Raw genomic sequence first — 16,811 nt, forward strand, 5'->3', positions numbered from 1 at the left:
GCTTACCGGGCCTTCTTCAGTTCGATCCAGGTCGGCGCGTGGTCGCTGGCCTTCTCCCAGCCGCGGACATGCCGGTCGACGCCGGCCGCCTTCAGCCGCCTGGCCAGCGCAGGACTCAGGAGGAAGTGGTCGATCCTCAGACCGGCGTCGCGGGCATAGGCGTTCCGGAAATAGTCCCAGAAGGTGTAGACGCGCTCGCCAGGGTGGCGCTTGCGCAAGGCATCGGTCCAGCCCTGTGCCACCAGTTTGTGGAACGCCTCCCGCACCTCCGGCCGGAACAGCGCGTCGTCGACCCAGCGCTCCGGCTTGTAGACGTCGAGGTCGGTCGGCATGACGTTGAAGTCGCCGGCCAGCATCACCGGGGCGCCGGTGGCGAGCAGCTCGGCGGCGCGGGCGCCCAGCCGCTCGAACCAGCGCAGCTTGAAGTCGAATTTCGGGCCGGGCGCCGGGTTGCCGTTCGGCAAATAGAGGCAGCCGACCAGCATTCCCGCGACCGCCGCCTCGATGTAGCGGCTGTGGCTGTCGTCGGGATCGCCCGGCAGGCCGCGCTGCGTCTCGATCGGATCGGCGCCGCGCGCCAGGATGGCGACGCCGTTCCAGCCCTTCTGGCCATGCCAGATCGCGCCATAGCCGGCGGCACGGATCGCAGCGACCGGGAACCGCTCCTGTGGCGCCTTCAGCTCCTGCAGGCAGACGATGTCGGGCGCCGCCTCGGCCAGCCAGCGCAGCAGCACCGGCAGGCGGCCGTTGATGCCGTTGACGTTGAAGGTCGCGACTCTCATGCGCTGCGGAACGGCGGCGCGGCCGATCCCGTTCCGACTCCGGGACATCTGGCTTCTGTTCCGGAGGACGCGCATGGCCAGGCTCGGTTCGCTCAGCCACATCTATCTGACGGTGACCGATATCGAGCGCTCGGCGGCGCTCTATCGGCCAGTGATGGAGTTCCTCGGGTTCCGTCTGGTGAAGATCGACTGGGACCGCGCCGCCTGGGACGCGCCCGAGAGCGGCGCCCCGCAACGCTTCACCCTGGTCGCCGCCAAGGCCGATCGGGCTTATCCCGGCCACGACCGGTACTCTCCCGGGCTGCATCACATCTGCTGGCACGCCGACAGCCGCGAGCAGGTCGACGCGCTGCACCGCCTGCTGCTGAAGCATAGCCTGACCGTCCTGGATACGCCGACCGAATACGGCTACGCCCCGGGCTATTACGCGGTGTTCTTCGCCGACCCCGACGGGATCAAGCTGGAGCTCGCGCACATCCCGTAAGCTCAGCCGAACCCGTACAGCCGGGCCGGGTTGGCGGCGAGGACGGCATCGCGCTGCGCCGGGTCTGGCACCCAGTCGGCCAGCAGGTCGAGCAGGTCGCCGACATTCGGCATGGCGCCGGGATGGGCGACATGCGGCCAGTCGCTGCCCCACACCATCCGGTCCGGCGCGGCCCCGACCAGGGCGCGGGCGAAGGGGATGGTGTCGGCATAGGGCGGGCCGGCGGTCGAGACCCGGAAGGCGCCGGACAGCTTGACCCAGCCCTTGCCCCGGCGCAGCAGGCCGAGCAGCGCCTGGAAGCCCGGATGGTCGATCCCGGCCGAGACCGGCATGTGGCCCATATGGTCGATGACGAAGGGCACCGGCAGCCGCTCCAGCCGCGGCGCCAGCTCCGGCAGCGCCCGGGCATCGAGCAGGAATTGCAGGTGCCAGCCGAGCTCGCGGCAGCGGTCGCCGAGACGTTCCAGCTGGTCGAAGCCGATACCGCCGCCGAACAGCACGTTGAGGCGCAGCCCCACCACGCCGGCCTCCTTCAGCCGGGCCAGCTCCGCATCCGGCGCGTCGGCCCCGACCACCGCGATGCCGCGCAGCCGGCCCCGGTTCGCCTCCAGCGTCTCGACCATCAGCCGGTTGTCGGTGCCGTGCACGCTGACCTGGACCAGCACGCCGCGGGCCATGCCGACGGCGTCGAGCATGCCGAGATAGGCGGCTGCCGGCGCCTCGGGCGGGGTGTAGCTGCGGCTGCCGACCAGCGGATAGCCGGGCGGTCCGCCGATGACATGGGCATGGGTGTCGCACGCCCCCGGCGGCAGCAGGATCCGGCGCGGCGGCCGCGGCGTCGGGTCCGGCGCCTGGCACAGCGGTGCGGTGGGCAGCGGCTCAGCCATCGGCATGCAGGGTCTTTCCCTTGGTCTCGGGCAGCGCCAGCGCGGCGATGAACAGCAGGGCGTAGGCGCCGATGGCAAAGATCGCGATCGCCCGGCCCAGCGGCATGCTGGCGCTGAGCGTTCCGACCAGCATCGGGAACAGGGCGCCGACGCCGCGGCCGAAGTTGTAGGCGAAGCCCTGGCCGGAGCCGCGCACCCGGGTCGGGAACAGCTCGGTCAGGAAGGCGCCGACGCCGCTGAAATAGCCCGAGCCGAAGAAGCCGAGCGGGAAGCCCAGCAGCAGCACCACCTCGTTGCTCAGGTTGAGGCTGGTATAGGCGAACACCATGACGATGGCGCAGGCCGAGAACACGAAGAACAGCATCTTCCGCCCGATCCGGTCGGCGAGGTAGGCGCCGACCAGATAGCCGGTGAACGACCCGGCGATGACCACGGCGAGATAGCCGCTGCTGCCGATGTCGGACAGGCCCTGGCCCTTGAGATAGCTCGGCAGCCAGGTGGTGATGGCGTAGTAGCCGCCCTGGGCGCCGGTGGTCAGCAGCGAGGTCAGGATGGTGATCTTCAGCACCGGGCCGGAGAAGATCTCCAGCAGGCCGGGCCGGTCGCCGGTCTCGGCGATCCGGCGTTGCGTCTCGGCGAACACCGGCGGCTCGTCGACGAAGCGGCGCAGGAAGAACACCAGGATCGCCGGCACGATGCCGATGAAGAACAGGTAGCGCCAGGCGACCGACGGGTCGAAGGCCAGGAACAGGATGGTCTTGACGATCAGCGCGATGGCCCAGCCGATGGCCCAGCCCGACTGCACCGTGCCGACCGCCTTGCCGCGATGCTCGGCCCGGATCACCTCGCCCATCAGCACCGCGCCGGCGGCCCATTCGCCGCCGAAGCCGAAGCCCATCAGGGCGCGGGCGATCAGCAACTGCTCGAAGCTCTGGGCGAAGCCGCTGAGGAAGGTGAAGACCGAGAACCACAGGATGGTCAGCTGCAGCGTCCGCACCCGGCCGATGCGGTCGGCCAGCAGGCCCGCGGCCCAGCCGCCGACGGCGGAGCAGAGCAGCGTCACCGTGGCGATCTGGCCGGCCTGGGCGTTGGTCAGGCTCCACAGCGCGATGATGGTGGGGATCACGAAGCTGTAGATCTGGACATCCATTGCGTCCAGGCCCCAGCCGGCGAAGCAGGCCCAGAAGGTCCGCCGCTCCGGCGGCGACATCTCCTGAAACCAGGCGGTCGGGCTGGTGTCGCTCGTCTCGGTCGTCATGCGGGCCCTCGTCATTGCCGCCACATCCGGCGGAGGTCGGCTCTCAGGCCTCGGCGTCGCCCTGGCGCTCGGGTGCCGCCTCGGCGAAGGCCGGCAGCGCCACCGCCCGCTCCTCGATGCCGAGCAGCGTCGGATAGGGGTTGAGGTCGCAGTCGAAGCGGCGGGCGTTGTAGAGCTGCGGGATCAGGCAGCAATCGGCGATGGTCGGCATCGAGTCGTGACAGAAGGCGCCGGTCTGGGGCGAGCGCGACAGCTGGGCCTCCAGCGCGCCGAGCCCCTCGGCCACCCAGTGGCGGTACCATTCCTCGATCGCCGCCTCGTCATGGCCGAGCGGCGAGCGCAGGTAGCGCAGGACGCGCAGGTTGTTGAGCGGATGGATCTCGCAGGCGATCGACAGGGCGATCGACCGCACCCGGGCGCGGCCCGCCGGGTCGGGCGGCAGCAGAGGCGGCGCGGGATGCATCTCCTCCAGATACTCGATGATCGCCAGCGACTGGGTGATCACCGGCCCCTCGCCCTCCAGCGCCGGCACCAGCTTCTGCGGGTTCAGCGAACGATAGGGCTCCACCGCCTGCTCGCCCCGGCGCAGATGGTGGAACACCGAATCGTAGTCGAGCCCCTTCAGCGCCATGGCGATGCGGACCCGAAAGGCGGCGGATGAGCGGTAATAGGTGTGCAGCTTCATGGCTTGGGTCAGCTTTCCCCGCGTGCTACCAGCGAATCCACATAGCCCGAAGCGGAGCCAGTTGCCATGTCCTCGTCACACCCGCCCTCGGGGCGCCCCACCGTCGTCTTCGACATCGGTGCCGTGCTGCTCGAATGGAATCCGCGGCATCTCTATCGCAAGCTGTTCGCGGACGAAGCGACGATGGAAGCATTCCTAAGCGAAGTCTGCACCCATGACTGGAACCTGTCGATGGACGGCGGCACGCCCTTCCCCGAGGCAATCGCCGCCAAGGTTGCCGAGTTCCCGCATCACGAACCCCTGATCCGCGCCTTCGACGAGCGCTGGGAGGAGATGGTGCCGCATGTCATCGAGGGCACGGTCGAGATCCTGAAGGGGCTGAAGGACCGCGGCGACAAGGTCTATGCCATCACCAACTTCTCGGCCGAGAAGTTCGCCCTGGCCCTGACGAAATGGCCGTTCCTGGGCTGGTTCGACGGCGTCATCGTCTCGGCCCATGAGAAGCTGCTGAAGCCGGATGCGCGGATCTACCGGCTGCTGGAGAGCCGCTTCGGGCTGGATCTGCGCGACTGCATCTTCATCGACGACAACCCCGGCAACGTCGTCGGCGCCCGCGCCGTCGGCATGCGTACGATCCACTTCGAATCGCCGGAGCAGGCGCGGCGGGAACTGACCGAGATGGGCGCGCTCTAGGCGGTTGGGCCCTCCTCCTTGCACAAACACATAAAGACATGTTTATGTCTTGCTGAGAGTTTGGTATCGTATCTCGCATGAACAGTGTCGAGCGGGAGGCCTGAGGGTCGTGGAGCGTCTGCTGCAGGGGCTGAAAGCGGCGGCCGAGCCGACACGGCTTCGGATCCTGATGCTGTGCGCCCATGGCGACCTGTCGGTCACCGACCTGACGCAGATCCTGGGCCAGAGCCAGCCGCGCGTGTCGCGCCACCTCAAGCTGCTGGCCGAGGCTGGCCTCTTGGACCGGTTCCGCGAGGGCACCTTCGCCTTCTTCCGGCTGGCCGAGAGCGGCGCCGTGGCCGAGCTGGCGCGCAGCCTGGTCGACCTGATCCCCGACGCCGACGCCACGGTCGGGCTGGATTTGGAGCGGCTGGAAGCGGTGAAGCGCCAGCGCGCCGAGATGGCCGCCGGCTACTTCCGCGACAACGCCTCGCATTGGGACGAGATCCGCACCCTGCACATCGCCGACAGCGCGGTCGAACAGGCGATCCTCGACCTGCTGCCGCCCGGCGAGATCGGCGACCTGCTGGACCTCGGCACCGGCAGCGGCCGCATGCTGATCCTGCTGGGCGAGCGGGTGCGGCGCGCGGTCGGCATCGACCTGTCGCGCGAGATGCTGTCGGTGGCCCGCGCCAATATCGAGCGCGCCGGCCTGCAGCGCCGCTGCCAGGTGCGCCAGGGCGACCTGTACCAGCTGCCGCTGCCCGGCGAATCCTTCGATGTCGCGCTGGTCCACCACGTGCTGCATCATCTCGAGGATCCGGCCGCGGCGATCGCCGAGGCGGCACGGGTGCTTCGCCCCGGCGGCCGGCTGGTCGTCGCCGATTTCGCCCCGCATGACGTCGAGAACCTGCGCAGCGAGCACGCCCATCGCTGGCTCGGCTTCCCCGACGACATCTTCGCCCGCTGGCTGCAGCGGGCCGGCTTCGAGACCGAATCGCCGGTGCATCTGCCCGGCGCCCCCCTGACTGTCACCATCTGGCCCGCCAGGCGGGCGGCGCAACGGAAGGCCGCAGCATGACGACCTCTCTCTCTCCCGCGAACGCCTCGGCGGACTCCTCCCGCCGCGACCCGATCGTCAGCTTCGAGTTCTTCCCGCCGAAGAGCGAGGCGGCGGAAGCGACGCTGATGGAGACGGTGACGCGGCTGGCGCCGCTGGCCCCGGACTTCGTTTCGGTCACCTACGGCGCCGGCGGGACGACCCGCGACCGCACCTTCGGCATCGTCACCAAGATCCAGGACGGCAGCGGCCTTCCCACCGCCTCGCACCTGACCTGCGTCGGCGCGTCACGCGACGAGATCGACGAGGTCGCCCGCGCCCTGTGGGCCGCCGGCATCCGCCGCATCGTGGCGCTGCGCGGCGACCCGCCCGGCGGCGCGCCCTACGAGGTGCGGCCGGACGGTTACGCCTATGCCGCCGACCTGGTGGCGGGGCTACGCCGCATCGCCGACTTCGACATCTCGATCGCGGCCTATCCGGAGACGCATCCGGCGGCGCCTTCGGCCGATTTCGACCTGGACAACCTGAAGCGCAAGGCCGATGCCGGCGCCGACCGGGCCCTGACCCAGTTCTTCTTCGACACCGAGGCGTTCCTGCGCTTCCGCGACCGTGCCGCCGCAGCCGGCATCGGCCTGCCGATCGTGCCCGGCATCCTGCCGATCACCAACTTCGCCCGGACCAAGGAGTTCGCCACCGCCTGCGGCGCGGCCGTCCCGGACTGGCTGGAGATGCTGTTCGAGGGGCTGGACGAGACACCGGACACGCGCCAGCTGGTCGCCGCCTCGGTCGCGGTCGAGCAGTGCCGCCTGCTGCAGACGCATGGGGTGGAGGAGTTCCACTTCTACACCCTGAACCGGGCCGAGCTGACCCTGGCGATCTGCCGCTTCCTCGGCATCCGTCCCCGCCGCGCCCAGGCCTGCGCCGCCTGAAAGCTCCGCGATGACCGATAAGCCGCTCTCCGACGCCGACCGGCCGGAGGCCCTGGCCCAGCGCGTCTACCGCCGGCACACCGGTGCCCTGAAGGACCTCGGCCTGGCCGACACCTTCGACTACATCTGGCGCAACAATGTCTGGGGCGCCGAGGAGTCGCGCTCAGGCCTCGGCTCCGGCCTCGACGGCACCGCCCAGCTGCGCGCCGCGATCCCGGCCCTGCTGCGCGAGCTCGGCGCCGCTTCGCTGCTCGACCTGCCCTGCGGCGATTTCGGCTGGATGAGCCGCGTCGACCTCGAAGGCATCGCCTATGCCGGCGGCGACATCGTCGCCGACCTGGTCGCCAAGAACATCGTGCGCTACGGCGAGACCGGCCGGCGCCGTTTCCTGCGCCTGGACTTGACCCGCGACCCGCTGCCGAAGGCCGATGTCGTGCTGTGCCGCGACTGCCTGGTACATCTCTCGGCGGAGAGCATCGCCGCCGCCTTCGCCAATCTCCGCCGCTCCGGCTCGACCTGGCTGCTGACCACCACCTTCCTGGAGCTGCAGGGCAATCGCGTCATCGCCGACGGCGACTGGCGGCCGCTGAACCTGCAACGCCCGCCCTTCGGCCTGCCGGTGCCGTATCGCGTCATCGTCGAGGGCTGCACCGAGGAAGGCGGCGCCTACCGCGACAAGGCGCTGGGCCTGTGGCGGATCGCCGAGCTGCCGGACGCAGCCCAGGCCGCAAACTCATAGACCGGTTGTCGCAGCATGCCGGCTCTGGTTCAGAGCCGGCATGAGCCGATGCGATCTTGCCGCGACGCTCAGACTTGCAGGCCGCCGGCGACGTCGATCACGCCGCCGGTGATGTAGCCCCCGTTCGGACCCGCCAGGAAACAGACGAGGGCCGACACCTCCTCGAGCGTCGCGATCCGACGGATCGGGTGCAGGTCCATGATCGCGTCGGGCAGCTTGTCGCGCACCGCCGCCGCCATGTCGGTCGGCATGATGCCGGGCTGGACGATGTTGACCGTGATATTGCGTCCGCCGAGATCGCGGGCGACGCCCTTCGCATATCCGGCGATCGCGGACTTGGTCCCCGCATAGTCGGCGACGCCGGCGAACGGGATGCGGCTGCCCAGGAGGGAGCCGATGAAGATGATCCGGCCGCCATCCGGCAGCACCAGCGCTGCCGCGCGCGTGGTCGCCACCGCGCCCATGACGTTGATCTGCCACTGGCGATCGAGGTTGACCGTGTCGAGATCGGGATCGTCGACCGTCTTGCCTTGCACGGCGATCGCCGCGTTGTTGACGAGGAGGTCGAGCTTGCCGAAATGTGCCACCACCTTGGCGACCAGCGGTTTGGCCGCAGCCGTGTCGGCCTGGTCGCTCCGGATCGCGAGAGCCCGGACACCCTTCGCCCTGAGCTTCTCGACCACAGCTTCGGCCTTCGCAGCCGACGCGACATAGCTGATCGCGACGTCCGCCCCATGGTCGGCCAGCGCCTCCGCCACGGCGGCGCCGAGGCCGCGCGAGCCGCCGGTAACGAGGGCGACCTTGTTCTTCAGCATGTTGGACATGAGGATCCCTTCTGTGCGCGATCAGGCCGCCGATCGAACCGGGCGAGCGGCCATCCGTTCCGTAACGTAAGTTACGATAACGGTTGGTATGAAATCTCGACAACGGCTGTCAAACGGTTTAATAATGGTCATTATGAAAAAAGCTGGATTGGCCTGATGGGGCGCCATCGCGAATTTGACGTGGAGAAAGCGCTCGACGCCGCGCTGTGCGTCTTCTGGCGCAAGGGCTATGAGGGCGCCTCCTACACCGACCTGACCGAGGCTGCCGGCGTCGAGCGACCCGCCCTCTACTCCGCATTCGGCAACAAGGAAGCGCTCTTTCGCCGAACCCTGGCTCGTTATACCGAGCGATATCTGGGCTACGTTCCGGAGGCGCTCCAGCTCCCCACGGCGCGCCAGGTTGCTGCGCACATCCTGTACAATGCAGCCGACCTCAACACGCGCTTTCCCGAACATCCGGGGTGCTTCGGCATCAATGGGGCCCTGGCGGGATCGGATGAGGCGGAACCCGTGCGGCAGGCGCTGATCGAGTTTCGCGCGGCGGCTCAGGCGCAGATTCGTGAGCGCTTCGAACGGGCGAAGGCCGAGGGCGACTTGCCGCAGACGGCCAGATCCGATGCCCTTGCGGCATTCGTGATGGCTGTCACCCACGGCATGGCGGTGCAGGCCAAAGCCGGCTTCAGCCGCGAGATGCTGGAGGCCGTTGCCGAGCAGGCGCTGTCCACGTGGCCTACAGGTGGTTCCACATCTTCCGGAAAGTCATCCTAAACCTTGGTGAGAAGCGCGCCGGGCGTCGGGGCGCAGTTCTCGCCGCCGGCGCCAAGCTTGGTGGGCGCCTCGCGATCGAGCGGCAGGTCTTCCTCGTCCTTCTTGCCGACCAAGCCGCCGAACACGCGGGCGAGCAGCCGGGAGAGGTCGTCCATGATCAGGAAGACGGAGGGGACGACGACGAGGCTCAGGACCGTCGAAACCATGATGCCGCCGATGACGGCGATCGCCATGGGGGCGCGGAAGGAGCCGCCTTCGCCGACGCCGAGGGCCGAAGGCAGCATGCCTGCGGACATCGCGATCGAGGTCATGACGATCGGCCGCGTCCGCTTGCGCCCGGCCTCGATGATCGCGGCCGGGCGGTCCATGCCTTGGCGCATCATCTCCAAGCCGAAGTCGACGAGCAGGATCGCGTTCTTGCTGACGACACCCATCAGCATGAGGATGCCGATCAGCACCGGCATCGAGAGCACGTTCTGGGTCAGGATCAGGCCGGCCGCGACACCGCCGATCGCGAGCGGCAGCGAGAACAGGATCGTGAAGGGCTGCACCACGTCCTTGAAGAGCAGGATCAAGACGGCCAGCACCAGCATCAGGGCCAGGATCATCACGTCGGCGAAGCTCTGCTGAACCTCGGCCTGCAGCTCGACATCGCCGCTTTCAAGGACCTCGACGGTGGCCGGAAGGCCGGCCTCGGCCGCGAGCGCCTTGAAGCGTTCGGACGCGGTATCGAGTGCAACGCCGGCCGGCAGGTTCGCGCCCAGCGCGACGACCCGGAGGCGGTCATAACGCCTGATCGAACTCGGCCCTTCCGAAGTGTCGATGTCCGCGACGCTGGACAACGGAACGGTTGATCCGGACCCGGTCGCAACCTTCAGGTTGCGGATCGCGGCGATGTCGGTGCGGAAGTCACTGCCGAGCTGCACCCGGATCGGGATCAGCCGCCCGTCGAGCGCAATCTTCGTCAACTGCTCGTCGATATCACCGATGGTGGCGACGCGGATGACCTGGGAAATCTGTTCCGGCATGACGCCAAGTCGAGCCATCTGGTCGTCGCGCGGCCGAATCTGCAGTTCCGGCCGGGGCAGGGCACCATCCGTGCTGACATCGATGAACAGCGGATCGCCGCGCAGCTTTGTCTCCAGAATCGCGACCGCCTTGTCCAGATCCGCTTCGGTGTTGGACAGCAGGTTGAAGGGCAGGTCGTGCGTGTCCTCGTCGTTGACTTTGAAGATGCGAACATCAGGGATCGAATGCAGTCGACCAAGGATCTCCGTTTCGATCTGCGATTGAGGCTTGGTGCGGCCAGCAGATGGCGGCTTCGGCAAGTAGAATTCCAATGCCCGGCTCCAGCCGACCACGGTGTTGACGACCTTGGTGAAGAGAGAATGATCGAGCGGCTCGAGAAGCACGGCGACAGTGGCGCGCCGCAGGTCGAGGTCGCCGCGCGGCGAAGCGCCACCGAGCACCAGGACGTTCTCGATGCCATGGACATCCTTGATCCGGTTGTAGATCGCCGTCGTCGTCCGCTCCGTATCCTCGAGCATCGCGCCCGGCGGCAGCTCGATCGACAGGGTGATGCGCGAGTCGTCTTCCGGCGGTATGAAGCTGCCCGGGATCTGGGCCATGACGTAAACGGAACCGGCCAGGCAGCCGAGGGCGGCGAGCAGTGTCGTGTAGCGCCAGCGGGTCGTTGCGCCGATGAGGGCTGTATAGAGTTTCATGATGCGGCTGTCGTCACCGCCACGGCGGTTGTCGCCGGTGTCCGCCGGGCGCATCAGATAGGCCGCCATGACCGGCGTGATCATGCGAGCGACCAGGAGAGAGAAGAACGCGGAGACAGCGACCGTCAGGCCGAACTGGATGAAATATTGCCCGGGGATGCCCGGCATGAAGGAGACCGGCAGAAAGACCGCGATGAGTGCGAAGGTGGTGGCGATCACCGCGAGGCCGATCTCGTCCGCGGCATCGATCGCGGCGCGGTAGGGCGACTTGCCCATCCGGATGTGCCTCGTGATGTTCTCGATCTCCACGATTGCATCGTCGACGAGGATTCCCGTCGCGAGTGTTACCGCGAGCAAGCTGACCTGGTTCAGCGAGAAGCCGAGGAGATCCATGACCCAGAAGGTCGGAACGGCCGACAGGGGCAAGGCGATCGCCCCGATCAGGGTCGATCGCCAGTTGCGCAGGAACACCAGCACGACGAGGACGGCGAGGAGCGCGCCCTCGATCAGTGAGTCGAGTGCGGCCTCATAGGTTCCATGGGTGATGGAGACCGCATTGTCGACCGTCTCGATGGTGACGTCCGGGTGCTTTGCGCGGATGTCGTCGAGCGTCTTGGCCACCACTTCGGCGACGCTCACCTCGCTGGCGCCCTTGGCCCGGAACACGGAAAAGGTGACGACCGGATTCCCGTTGAAGCGGGAAAACGACTGAGGCTCTTCGACGGTATCGGCCACTTGGCCAAGTTCGGACAGCCGGACGAAGCGGCCGTTCGGCAGCCAGATCATCATGTCGGCAAGCCTGGCCATGTCGCGCGCATCGCCCAGCATGCGGATCGCCTGTTCGCTGCCGCCGACCTGGCCGCGGCCGGAGCCGAGATCCAGGTTCATCCGGCGGAGCTGCCCGTTGACGTCGGCCGCGGTGATGCCGAAGGAGTCCAGGCGATCGGCATCGAGCTCGACACGAACCTCGCGATCGGAGCCGCCGTAGCGCTCGACGCGGCCGATGCCACGTTGCCCCTGGATGGCCCGGCTGATCGTATCGTTGACGAACCAGGAGAGTTCTTCGAGCGTCATGCCCGGTGAGGAGACCGCAAAGGTCTGGATCGCCTGACCTTCGAACTCGACTCTCGATACGATCGGGGGATCGATCGCGGCCGGAAGATCGCCGCGGATCCGGTCGACCGCATCCTTGGCATCCTGCACGGCCTGGGCGGTGGGCACCTCCAGGCGAAAGGTGACGGACGTCGTGGATCGCCCGTCGGTGACCGTCGATTCGATATGATCGACGCCGGAGATGCCGGCGACCTCGTCCTCGATCAGCTTGGTGACCTGGGATTCGAGTTCGACCGGCGTGGCGCCGCTCTGCGTGACCACGATCGAGACGATCGGGACGTCGATGTTCGGGAATTGCGTGATCGGCAAGGCGTTGAACGATTGCCAGCCCAGCACGACGAGCACGAGGAACATCAGAATCGGCGCGATCGGATTGCGGATCGACCAGGCAGAGAGGTTCATGGTCTCGAATCCGGTCAGTTGGTGAACGGCTGGGCCGGTTTGACCGGAGTGATCCGGTCACCGTCGCGCACGAAGGCGCCGGCCTTTGCCACCGCCTGCTCACCCGCCTCGAGGCCCGAGAGGATCTCGACGAAGGACCCGTCCTGGATGCCGACCGTCACCGGCACCAGCCGCACCACGCCGTCTTCGACCTTGCGGACCGTGGATACGCCGTGCGCTGACGTGACGGACGTTCGCGGCAGGACGACCGCCTGCCTCTCTTCGGCTATGATGGTTGCGCTCGCATACATGCCCGCCCGGGCCTTGGCCGCATCGGCGACGGTGATGTGGACGGTGCCGAGACGCGTCTGCGGATCGACCGTCGGTCTCACCATGCGGATCTTCCCCGGGACGGTCGTGCTGCTGCCTGCGAGCTTGACCATTGCGGGCTGCCCGACCGCGAGCTTGATGAGGTCGGCTTCGGCCACTTCGGCCTTCATCTCGATGAGGCCGTCGCGGATGATCGTATAAAGCGGCAGCCCGCTGCCGGCGACGACGCCGCCCACCTTGGCATTCCTGGCAGAAATCACGCCACCGACGGGTGCCTTGATGGCTGTGCGGGCGAGACGCAGGTCGATGTCATCGAGCTGCGCGCGGGCCAGCTTGATATCCGCTGCCGCAATGCTCAAGGATTGCTCGGCCGAACGGCGGCGGGCATCCGAGGCGGGTGGCCAGCGCCTTCAGCCGATCGACCTCCGCCCGCGAGACCGTCTTGTTGGCCGAAAGCAGCTCGGCGCGATCGGCGACACGCGTCGCCTCCTCCGAATTCGCCTCGGCTTCGACAAGCTGTGCCTGGAATTGGATGAGCGCGGCCTCTGCCTTGGCGAGCCTGGCCTCGAGCTGGCTTTTCTCCAGAAGCAGCGCCTCGTCATCGAGGACCGCCAGTGTGCCGCCCTGTTCGACCCGATCTCCGATATCGGCGATCAAGGTCCGGATCGGCAGCCCGTCCACGAGCGGCGAGACATGGATCTCCTCGACCGCCTCGATCGAACCGGTCGCCAGAACGTGATCGCCGATCCTGCGCTCCACGGCCTCGGTGACGACGATCGACGGCAGCATCCGCTGCTGGTCCGGCCTTGCCGCTTCTTCGGCCAGGACGCCGAAATCCAAGATGACCGCAACCGCCGCGCAGGCGCAGAACAACAGAAGCCTCCGAGGCTTCAGTCGACCGCCACGACAGAACAACGAAACCATCTCACCTCACCGATCCTCGATCAAACCGTCGTCCGGCAGGCTTGGGGAGGGTGGGAGCGGAGAGCGCATCTCCGCCCCCGCTCCGCTACCAGCGGTAGGTCAAGCCGAGCATCGCGGAGAGCTGATCGGCGCTGCCCTCGCTGCTGACCAACGGGCTGTCGGCGGCGTCACCGAGCAGCCGGCTGTAGCCGACCTGGCCCATCACGTAGATCGAGTCGGTCATCATGTATCCGACGCCGAGATTGATGCCGACGTCCTTCAGGCCGCTGCCGGCGTCGTAGGCTGCGAGCCCGCGGGCGGATCGTTCGGCCTGGGCCGCGGTGATGCCGAAGGTGTTGCTCATGTACTCGTCGTCGGCCCAGGTGAGGTGCGGGGTCACGCTGAGCCGGACGTCGTCGAGCAACTGGATCGTATACTCCGCCTCGGCGGTGGCGGTCAGGCCGTTGCGGTCGCCGGTCAGGTCGCGGGCAACCTCCAGGCCGAGATTCACGGGACCGGCCTGGTAGCCGAAGCGGACCACCGCCACTGCGCCGACATCGAGATCGCCGAGCCCCTTCAGGGCGTCGTTGTCGTCCTCGGAACGCCCGAAGTCGTACCGGACGCCGAGGTCGAACCTCAGGCCGTCGGTCATGAACGGGGTAGCATAGATCCCCGGCCCCCCTTCGGTGGTCAGCCGGATCCGGTCCTGCCAGGAGATCTCCACGAACGGCAACGGCAACACCGTGTAGTCGTCGGACCCCTCGTAATCCGGCGCATACATGCCGCCGCCGCCGAGTGTGAACGACCATTCCGCCGGAGGCTGGTCCTGAGCCACCGCATGTCTCGCCGCCGTCTGGGCCGCCGCGGTGACGCAAAGGATCGCCGCCGGGAACAGCCCACGGCCGAAGAATGCGCGTCTCATCTTGTTTTCGCCTATGTTAGGTCGGATGCGGCGCCGACCCTGCCAGCGGGACCTGAACCGGACCTGAACGTGACGAAGGCGGCGATTCAGCTTCGTTTCAGGTTCCGATGGGATGCTGTCGCCCGAGCCACCGGGAGTGAGTGATGCGCATCCTGCTTGTCGAGGACGACCCGCTGATCGGCGATGCCATTCGCGCACGCCTGACCCGGTCCGGCATGACCGTCGACTGGCTCCAGGACGCCGCCGGCCTCGACGGGATGACAGAGCTGGACGCCTTCGACCTGATGATCCTCGACCTCGGCCTGCCGGACCGGGACGGCCTTGAGATCCTGCGGGAGCAGCGGGCCGCCGGCCACGACCTTCGTGTCCTGATCCTGAGCGCACGCTACGAGCTGGACACCAGGGTGCGCGGCCTCGACCTGGGCGCCGACGACTATCTGGTCAAGCCGTTCGCCATGGAGGAGCTGATGGCCCGCTGCCGCGCGCTTGCCCGTCGCCGCGGCGACCGCCGGTCGGAGGCCCTGCAGTACCGGGATTTGTGGATCGATCCCGCGTCCTTCGCCGTGCAGCGCGGCGGCGAAAGCATCTCGCTGACGCCCAAGGTGTTCGCGCTGCTGCTGATGTTCGTCGAGAACCAGGGTCGGGTGCTCACCCGGCACGTTCTCGAGGACCATCTCTATGGCTGGGGCGGGGAGGCCGAGAGCAACACGCTGGAAGTGTTCGTCTCGCAGATCCGCCGCAAGCTCGGCGCCGATCTGATCCAGACGATCCGCGGGGTCGGCTACATGCTGCCGAGGGAATAGCATGCCGTCGATCCGTGCGCGCCTGCAGCGCCGGCTGGCCTGGCTGATCGCGGCGGTCTGGGCGCCGGCATCCCTCCTGATCGTGGCCGCCGTCGCGTTGGAGTACAACGAGTCGTTCCACAGCCGGACCGCTCACACGGCACAGCTGATGCTGGCCTTCGCGTCGACACAGCCGGCGTCGCCGACGGTGTTTCCGCGGTCCACGCCGCAACAGGGCTCCGACTTCAAAGTCGACCTCCACGACTACCTGGTCGTGATCAGCCGGAACGGGCAACTGCTCTATGCCTCGGAGCCGCTGCCGGCGGAACAACTTCTGGCTCTGCCCGTGAAGGGAACAGCCGATATCGACGGTGATTCGGTGACCATCAACAGCTTCGAGGACGAGCGTACCGGCACACGGGTGGTGATCGGCGTCGACACGTATGAGCCATTCTTCTCCTCTCTTCAGGTGGCCGGCCTGGTGGCGGGATATGTCCTGATCTCGGCGGCATTGGTCAGATTTGCCATGACCATCGGCATCCGCTCGGGCCTGAAGCCGCTCGGCGCCTTCGCCGACCAGGTCCGCGACCGCAGCGAGGAGAACCTCGCGCCGCTGGACGAGGCGGAGGCCCCGAGCGAGCTGCGAGGGGTCGCTCACGCGCTGAACGGCCTGATGGCGCGGCTGCAATTGGTGTTGGAACGCGAGCGCGACTTCGTGTCGAACGCGGCCCACGAGCTGCGCACCCCGCTGACCGCGATTCGGGCACAGGTGGAAGCCCTCGACGGTGACCTGCCCGAGCGCATCCAGCCGCGTTTCGCCAATATCCTGGAGGCCATAAGCCGGGCGGGCCGTCTGGTCGCGCAGCTCCTCGACGTCGCCCGGTCACAATCGATCGATCTCACGCGGCGCCCCGGGAGCCGCATCGATCTGGTCGAGCTCGTTCAGTCCACCATCGCCGAGCTGGTGCCATCGGCCAACGCGCGCGACGTGGAGGTCACGCTGGAATCGCCCCGCTCAGCCGCCGTTACGGGCCACCGGGAGCTGCTGGCCATCGTATTGCGGAACCTCGTCGAGAATGCGGTGAAGTACGCCGCCTCGCCGGGCAAGGTCATCGTCACGGTCGCCCGAGGCCAGCCGGCCTTCACCGACCTGGTGGTGGAGGATGATGGCCCCAGCCTGTCGGAGGAGGCCTTCGAGCGCGCGTTCGAGCGGTTCCAGCGGCTCGGGCGCTCCGACGGTGACGGGGTCGGGCTCGGCCTCTCGATCGTCGCCGAGCTGTGCCGGCGCATGGATGTGACGGTGGATCGGCTGGAGCCGGGCGCGCTCGGTGGGCTGCACGTCCGCTTGCGACTGCCGAGCGCGCCGCCACCGGTGCTGCCGCCGGACCTCCGGACCTCGCACTATGGATGACGGCTCCGGCATGCCTCCGGCGGCCCGCTGCGCAGCGACGGAGAGCTCCTGTCGCAGCCCCACACAAGAACGAGAGAAACTGTCCCTTGACGCGGGCAGCCCGTCGGGATTAATTCCATCGCGTTCAATTAATAAGCCCGGCCCGGGAGGAGAGGAA

Annotated in this window: 17 protein-coding genes; 8 read left to right on the forward strand and 9 right to left on the reverse strand. The window is 67.8% G+C overall.

Features of this window, described 5'->3' with window-relative positions:
- Positions 1–2 precede the first annotated feature (2 nt).
- A complete protein-coding gene (gene xth / locus QFZ27_RS35125) occupies positions 3–782 on the reverse strand; it encodes an exodeoxyribonuclease III (RefSeq protein ID WP_429231282.1) in 780 nt (259 codons plus the stop codon).
- 73 nt (positions 783–855) lie between these two features.
- Between xth and QFZ27_RS35130 the strand changes: the two genes are divergently transcribed.
- The gene (locus QFZ27_RS35130; protein ID WP_429231283.1) at positions 856–1,266 is read left to right on the forward strand and encodes a VOC family protein; all 411 of its coding nucleotides are present in this window, start codon (positions 856–858) and stop codon (positions 1,264–1,266) included.
- A 2-nt stretch (positions 1,267–1,268) separates the two neighbouring features.
- Here QFZ27_RS35130 and QFZ27_RS35135 read toward each other — a convergent pair whose 3' ends face one another.
- From QFZ27_RS35135 to maiA, 3 genes are read right to left on the reverse strand one after another with little or no spacing between them, the layout of a single operon-like run.
- Positions 1,269–2,159: an amidohydrolase family protein gene (locus tag QFZ27_RS35135; protein WP_429231285.1), complete on the reverse strand. Its 891-nt coding sequence runs from the start codon at positions 2,157–2,159 to the stop codon at positions 1,269–1,271.
- The gene (locus QFZ27_RS35140; RefSeq protein ID WP_429231286.1) at positions 2,146–3,411 is read right to left on the reverse strand and encodes an MFS transporter; all 1,266 of its coding nucleotides are present in this window, start codon (positions 3,409–3,411) and stop codon (positions 2,146–2,148) included. Before QFZ27_RS35140 ends, QFZ27_RS35135 begins: the two co-directional genes overlap by 14 nt.
- 43 nt (positions 3,412–3,454) lie before the next feature.
- On the reverse strand, positions 3,455–4,096 hold the full coding sequence (gene maiA, locus QFZ27_RS35145; RefSeq protein ID WP_429231287.1) for a maleylacetoacetate isomerase: 642 nt from the start codon (positions 4,094–4,096) through the stop codon (positions 3,455–3,457).
- Between the two features lie 66 nt (positions 4,097–4,162).
- Between maiA and QFZ27_RS35150 the strand changes: the two genes are divergently transcribed.
- From QFZ27_RS35150 to QFZ27_RS35165, 4 genes are all read left to right on the forward strand, one after another.
- A complete protein-coding gene (locus tag QFZ27_RS35150; RefSeq protein ID WP_429231288.1) occupies positions 4,163–4,789 on the forward strand; it encodes an HAD family hydrolase in 627 nt (208 codons plus the stop codon).
- A gap of 109 nt (positions 4,790–4,898) precedes the next feature.
- The gene (locus tag QFZ27_RS35155; RefSeq protein ID WP_429231289.1) at positions 4,899–5,849 is read left to right on the forward strand and encodes an ArsR/SmtB family transcription factor; all 951 of its coding nucleotides are present in this window, start codon (positions 4,899–4,901) and stop codon (positions 5,847–5,849) included.
- The gene (metF, locus tag QFZ27_RS35160) at positions 5,846–6,757 is read left to right on the forward strand and encodes a methylenetetrahydrofolate reductase [NAD(P)H] (RefSeq protein WP_429231290.1); all 912 of its coding nucleotides are present in this window, start codon (positions 5,846–5,848) and stop codon (positions 6,755–6,757) included. The genes QFZ27_RS35155 and metF overlap by 4 nt, the downstream gene beginning before the upstream one ends.
- Positions 6,758–6,767: 10 nt before the next feature.
- Positions 6,768–7,496, forward strand: a complete 729-nt coding sequence (locus tag QFZ27_RS35165; RefSeq protein WP_429231291.1) for a class I SAM-dependent methyltransferase — start codon at positions 6,768–6,770, stop codon at positions 7,494–7,496.
- Positions 7,497–7,564: 68 nt separating this feature from the next.
- On the opposite strand, the gene QFZ27_RS35170 is transcribed toward QFZ27_RS35165, so the two are convergent.
- A complete protein-coding gene (locus QFZ27_RS35170; protein WP_429231292.1) occupies positions 7,565–8,320 on the reverse strand; it encodes an SDR family NAD(P)-dependent oxidoreductase in 756 nt (251 codons plus the stop codon).
- Positions 8,321–8,476: 156 nt separating this feature from the next.
- Between QFZ27_RS35170 and QFZ27_RS35175 the strand changes: the two genes are divergently transcribed.
- Positions 8,477–9,088, forward strand: a complete 612-nt coding sequence (locus QFZ27_RS35175) for a TetR/AcrR family transcriptional regulator (protein WP_429231293.1) — start codon at positions 8,477–8,479, stop codon at positions 9,086–9,088.
- On the opposite strand, the gene QFZ27_RS35180 is transcribed toward QFZ27_RS35175, so the two are convergent.
- From QFZ27_RS35180 to QFZ27_RS35195, 4 genes are all read right to left on the reverse strand, one after another.
- On the reverse strand, positions 9,085–12,327 hold the full coding sequence (locus QFZ27_RS35180) for an efflux RND transporter permease subunit (RefSeq protein WP_429231294.1): 3,243 nt from the start codon (positions 12,325–12,327) through the stop codon (positions 9,085–9,087). The two genes, QFZ27_RS35175 and QFZ27_RS35180, sit on opposite strands and share 4 nt — an antisense overlap.
- Positions 12,328–12,341: 14 nt before the next feature.
- The gene (locus tag QFZ27_RS35185; protein WP_429231295.1) at positions 12,342–12,995 is read right to left on the reverse strand and encodes an efflux RND transporter periplasmic adaptor subunit; all 654 of its coding nucleotides are present in this window, start codon (positions 12,993–12,995) and stop codon (positions 12,342–12,344) included.
- A complete protein-coding gene (locus tag QFZ27_RS35190; protein ID WP_429231297.1) occupies positions 12,946–13,509 on the reverse strand; it encodes an efflux RND transporter periplasmic adaptor subunit in 564 nt (187 codons plus the stop codon). The genes QFZ27_RS35185 and QFZ27_RS35190 overlap by 50 nt, the downstream gene beginning before the upstream one ends.
- 136 nt (positions 13,510–13,645) lie before the next feature.
- A complete protein-coding gene (locus QFZ27_RS35195; RefSeq protein WP_429231298.1) occupies positions 13,646–14,461 on the reverse strand; it encodes a MipA/OmpV family protein in 816 nt (271 codons plus the stop codon).
- Between the two features lie 143 nt (positions 14,462–14,604).
- On the opposite strand from QFZ27_RS35195, the gene QFZ27_RS35200 reads away from it, so the two are divergent.
- Both QFZ27_RS35200 and QFZ27_RS35205 read left to right on the forward strand, forming a co-directional pair.
- Positions 14,605–15,264, forward strand: a complete 660-nt coding sequence (locus tag QFZ27_RS35200; protein ID WP_429231299.1) for a response regulator — start codon at positions 14,605–14,607, stop codon at positions 15,262–15,264.
- 1 nt (position 15,265) lies between these two features.
- The gene (locus QFZ27_RS35205) at positions 15,266–16,654 is read left to right on the forward strand and encodes a sensor histidine kinase (RefSeq protein WP_429231301.1); all 1,389 of its coding nucleotides are present in this window, start codon (positions 15,266–15,268) and stop codon (positions 16,652–16,654) included.
- Positions 16,655–16,811 lie beyond the last annotated feature (157 nt).

The sequence above is a fragment of the Inquilinus ginsengisoli genome, from assembly GCF_050434925.1.
In the GTDB taxonomy this organism is placed as follows: domain Bacteria; phylum Pseudomonadota; class Alphaproteobacteria; order DSM-16000; family Inquilinaceae; genus Inquilinus; species Inquilinus ginsengisoli_B.

Bases quoted from the DNA above. Each gene is read 5' to 3' on its own strand.
- xth (WP_429231282.1), bottom strand. From the start codon at position 782: ATGAGAGTCGCGACCTTCAACGTCAACGGCATCAACGGCCGCCTGCCG.
- QFZ27_RS35130 (WP_429231283.1), top strand. From the start codon at position 856: ATGGCCAGGCTCGGTTCGCTCAGCCACATCTATCTGACGGTGACCGAT.
- QFZ27_RS35135 (WP_429231285.1), bottom strand. From the start codon at position 2,159: ATGCCGATGGCTGAGCCGCTGCCCACCGCACCGCTGTGCCAGGCGCCG.
- QFZ27_RS35140 (WP_429231286.1), bottom strand. From the start codon at position 3,411: ATGACGACCGAGACGAGCGACACCAGCCCGACCGCCTGGTTTCAGGAG.
- maiA (WP_429231287.1), bottom strand. From the start codon at position 4,096: ATGAAGCTGCACACCTATTACCGCTCATCCGCCGCCTTTCGGGTCCGC.
- QFZ27_RS35150 (WP_429231288.1), top strand. From the start codon at position 4,163: ATGTCCTCGTCACACCCGCCCTCGGGGCGCCCCACCGTCGTCTTCGAC.
- metF (WP_429231290.1), top strand. From the start codon at position 5,846: ATGACGACCTCTCTCTCTCCCGCGAACGCCTCGGCGGACTCCTCCCGC.
- QFZ27_RS35165 (WP_429231291.1), top strand. From the start codon at position 6,768: ATGACCGATAAGCCGCTCTCCGACGCCGACCGGCCGGAGGCCCTGGCC.
- QFZ27_RS35170 (WP_429231292.1), bottom strand. From the start codon at position 8,320: ATGTCCAACATGCTGAAGAACAAGGTCGCCCTCGTTACCGGCGGCTCG.
- QFZ27_RS35175 (WP_429231293.1), top strand. From the start codon at position 8,477: ATGGGGCGCCATCGCGAATTTGACGTGGAGAAAGCGCTCGACGCCGCG.
- QFZ27_RS35180 (WP_429231294.1), bottom strand. From the start codon at position 12,327: ATGAACCTCTCTGCCTGGTCGATCCGCAATCCGATCGCGCCGATTCTG.
- QFZ27_RS35195 (WP_429231298.1), bottom strand. From the start codon at position 14,461: ATGAGACGCGCATTCTTCGGCCGTGGGCTGTTCCCGGCGGCGATCCTT.
- QFZ27_RS35200 (WP_429231299.1), top strand. From the start codon at position 14,605: ATGCGCATCCTGCTTGTCGAGGACGACCCGCTGATCGGCGATGCCATT.
- QFZ27_RS35205 (WP_429231301.1), top strand. From the start codon at position 15,266: ATGCCGTCGATCCGTGCGCGCCTGCAGCGCCGGCTGGCCTGGCTGATC.